General features: G+C 36.0%; 3 protein-coding genes. All 3 read left to right on the top strand.

Annotated elements, in window-relative coordinates; translation table 11 throughout:
* The first annotated feature begins 327 nt into the window (after window positions 1-327).
* The gene (locus STRDD10_RS01910) at window positions 328-2,454 is read left to right on the top strand and encodes a Tex family protein (protein ID WP_156468557.1); all 2,127 of its coding nucleotides are present in this window, start codon (window positions 328-330) and stop codon (window positions 2,452-2,454) included.
* The gene (locus tag STRDD10_RS01905; protein ID WP_067192654.1) at window positions 2,441-2,899 is read left to right on the top strand and encodes a SprT family protein; all 459 of its coding nucleotides are present in this window, start codon (window positions 2,441-2,443) and stop codon (window positions 2,897-2,899) included. Before STRDD10_RS01910 ends, STRDD10_RS01905 begins: the two co-directional genes overlap by 14 nt.
* Window positions 2,900-2,962: 63 nt before the next feature.
* Window positions 2,963-3,238, top strand: a complete 276-nt coding sequence (locus STRDD10_RS01900) for a PspC domain-containing protein (protein WP_067192652.1) — start codon at window positions 2,963-2,965, stop codon at window positions 3,236-3,238.
* Window positions 3,239-3,427: the final 189 nt, after the last annotated feature.

Here is a 3,427-nt window from a genome sequence, read left to right as displayed (position 1 = left end):
GTATACTTACTTCCTGAAGGATTGAAAATATCAGGTCTTGCTTGGTGATGTACCTGAAGAATTTGTTCTAAGAAGTCCATTAGAATGGGGATATCGGTAGGGGTTGCTTTACGAATTGGCATTTTATTCTCCTTAGTTTTTACATATCATTGTATCCTTTCTGTTCATAACTGTCAATATTTTATGCTCTAGTCTAATAGGTTATAATAAGGAACTTTAATGATAAACAACCAGTTAGGAAATATGACTAAGGAAGTCTGGAGACTATCAAAAAAGGAAAAAGAGTACAAAAGATAGAGTTCGATGTTTTATGGTATAATAGAATTTATGAACAAATATGAAAAAATAGCTCAAGAATTGAGTATTAGTTTAAAACAAATAGATGTGGTACTTAGTTTAACTGCGGAAGGTGCTACGATACCTTTTATTGCACGTTACCGTAAGGATTTAACTGGAAACCTTGATGAAGTTGTTATTAAGTCAATTATTGATCGTGACAAGTTCTTAACAACCTTGGAAGATCGTAAAACAACGGTAATTACAAAAATCGATGAACAAGGGAAGTTAACAGTAGAATTAAAAAAGGCAATAGAAGCAGCTGAAAAACTAGCAGATGTTGAGGAGATATATCTTCCGTTTAAAGAAAAAAGACGGACTAAGGCGACAATTGCACGCGAAGCGGGACTTTTTCCTTTAGCACGTCTTATTTTACAAGATGTTCCAAATATAGAACAGCAAGCTGAAGGATTTCTCTCAGATTCGTTTTCAACTGTAAAAGATGCTCTAAAGGGTGCGGTTGATATTTTGGTTGAAGCTCTATCAGAAGATAGTCAATTACGTACTTATACGTATAATGAAGTTCGCAATCACTCTCGAATTACTTCTTTTATAAAAGATGAGGAACTGGATGAGAAGCGTGTTTTTGAAATTTATTATGATTTTTCAGAAACAATTGCTAATATATCAGGTTACAGAATACTAGCTCTCAATCGAGGAGAGAAGCTGGGAGTTTTAAAGGTGGAACTTGAGCATAATATTGACCGAATTTTGGATGTATTTCATGGGAGATTTAAAGCAAAAAATACTTATATAAATGAAATTGTCAATCAAGCTGTTAAGAAAAAAGTCCTTCCTGCTATGGAAAGACGCATACGTACGGAATTAACGGAAATTGCAGAAGAAGGAGCAATTCAACTTTTCTCTGATAATCTTCGTAGCTTACTTTTGATTGCTCCACTTAAGGGACGAGTAGTTTTGGGGTTCGATCCTGCCTTTCGAACTGGGGCAAAATTAGCAGTAGTCGATACAACAGGTAAAATGTTAACTACTCAAGTTATTTATCCTGTTCCCCCGGCTAAGCCAGCTCAAATTGAACAAGCAAAAAAGAATTTATCAGATCTCATCGAGCAGTATCAGGTTGAAATTATTGCTATTGGCAATGGAACTGCTAGTCGGGAAAGCGAAGCATTTGTTGCTGATGTGTTAAAAAACCATCCTGGTGTCAGTTATGTGATTGTCAATGAAAGTGGAGCATCTGTCTATTCTGCAAGTGAATTGGCACGTCATGAATTTCCTGAATTGAGTGTTGAAAAACGTTCAGCCATCTCGATTGCAAGAAGATTACAAGACCCTCTAGCAGAATTAGTAAAGATTGATCCAAAGTCTATAGGTGTTGGTCAGTATCAACATGATGTAAGTCAGAAAAAACTCAGTGAAGGGCTAGATTTTGTAGTCGATACGGTGGTAAACCAAGTGGGAGTTAATATTAATACGGCAAGCCCTTCTCTTTTGTCTCATGTGGCTGGTCTAAATAAAACCATATCAGAAAACATCGTAACGTATCGAGAACAGGTGGGAATGATTCGGTCAAGAAAACAAATTAAGGAAGTGCCCCGTTTGGGAGCTAAAGCCTTTGAGCAAGCAGCCGGTTTTTTGAGAGTTCCTGAGAGCGATAATATTCTTGATAATACGGGAGTACATCCGGAAAGTTATCAAGCAGTTGAAAAACTGTTTAAACGATTGGATATTCAGGAGCTGAATCAAGAATCTCATGATAAGCTTCGATCTATTTCAATCTCAGAAATGGCTGATTATTTAGATTTGGGTCAGGAAACTTTAAAGGATATTATTGCAGATTTATTGAAACCAGGACGAGATTTACGGGATTCCTTTGACGCACCGGTCCTTCGTCAGGATGTTTTAGAATTAGAGGATCTTAAAGTAGGACAAAAATTGGAGGGTGTCGTTCGTAATGTGGTTGATTTTGGTGCTTTTGTGGATATTGGAATTCATGAGGACGGGCTTGTTCATATTTCCCATATGAGCAATTCTTTTGTGAAACATCCTAGCCAAGTAGTATCAGTTGGTGATTTAGTAACCGTTTGGGTTAAAAAAATCGATAAAGAAAAAGAAAAAGTTAATCTATCTTTGGTAGCGCCAGATGAATCTAACTGAGTACGTTCAACAAGTATCAATTGAAGATTTTAAAAAAGAATTTCGGCATAAAGCTTATTGGAATAAGCGTTTACGAACGACAGGAGGACGTTTTTTTCCTCAAGATGGGCATTTAGATTTTAATCCCAAAATCTATCAGACTTTTGGTCTGGATATCTTTCGTAAAATTGTTCGTCATGAACTATGCCACTATCATCTCTATTATGAAGGTGGAGGATATCGACATAAGGATAGAGATTTTAAAAATTTACTCCAATTGGTTGATGGGCTACGTTATGCACCAAGCTTACCCCGGGAAAATAAAATTAACACAGTGGTACATTATCGATGCGAAAATTGCAGACACGATTATTATCGAAAACGAAGATTGGATACCTCAAAATACCGTTGTGGGAAATGTCAAGGGAAAATAACTCTGATTAGTAGTTGTAAAATCAGTCGTTAGTCTGATGAAGTGGATTAGAAAAAACGATATACTATGGGTAAACGGCAGAAAGAGGATCAATAAATGAAAAGTAATTTTTATAAATTAAGACGCGGAAAAATGGTCAGTGGTGTTCTTGTGGGCTTATCAGAACGATTTGGATTTGATGTAAATTTAGTACGTTTCTTATATGCACTCTTTACAATAGTAAATTTTGGGGTAGTAGGGGTAATCCTTTATGTTATTCTTACTATTTCGATGCCCTATAAGGAAGATATAGAACGTGAACGATATGGGACAGGACCACGCAGACGAAAGGAGGCTGAACCAGCTAGTGAAAATGACGGCTGGTTTTGGTAAGTATATTTAAAAAGCTTTTTGTTATCTGTAGTAGGTAGATGACAAACATAGGTGTTTAAGGAGTAGAGCCATCTGCTTCTTTTTTTGCCATTTTAGACATCAAAACTAATATTTTAGAAAAATATAACTTGTCAGATTTTTCTGCTGTTTTAAACTTGGGAAGAAGGAATTTGTTATGACTGAAGGAGT

This window comes from Streptococcus sp. DD10 (assembly GCF_001578805.1).
Classification (GTDB): domain Bacteria; phylum Bacillota; class Bacilli; order Lactobacillales; family Streptococcaceae; genus Streptococcus.
The sequence above is the reverse complement of the archived record's forward strand: the minus strand, read 5'-3'. Positions and strand labels throughout refer to the sequence as shown.

What these genes read in the sequence shown, in the direction of transcription:
- STRDD10_RS01900 (WP_067192652.1), top strand. Translation starts at nt 2,963, where the DNA reads ATGAAAAGTAATTTTTATAAATTAAGACGCGGAAAAATGGTCAGTGGT.
- STRDD10_RS01910 (WP_156468557.1), top strand. Translation starts at nt 328, where the DNA reads ATGAACAAATATGAAAAAATAGCTCAAGAATTGAGTATTAGTTTAAAA.
- STRDD10_RS01905 (WP_067192654.1), top strand. Translation starts at nt 2,441, where the DNA reads ATGAATCTAACTGAGTACGTTCAACAAGTATCAATTGAAGATTTTAAA.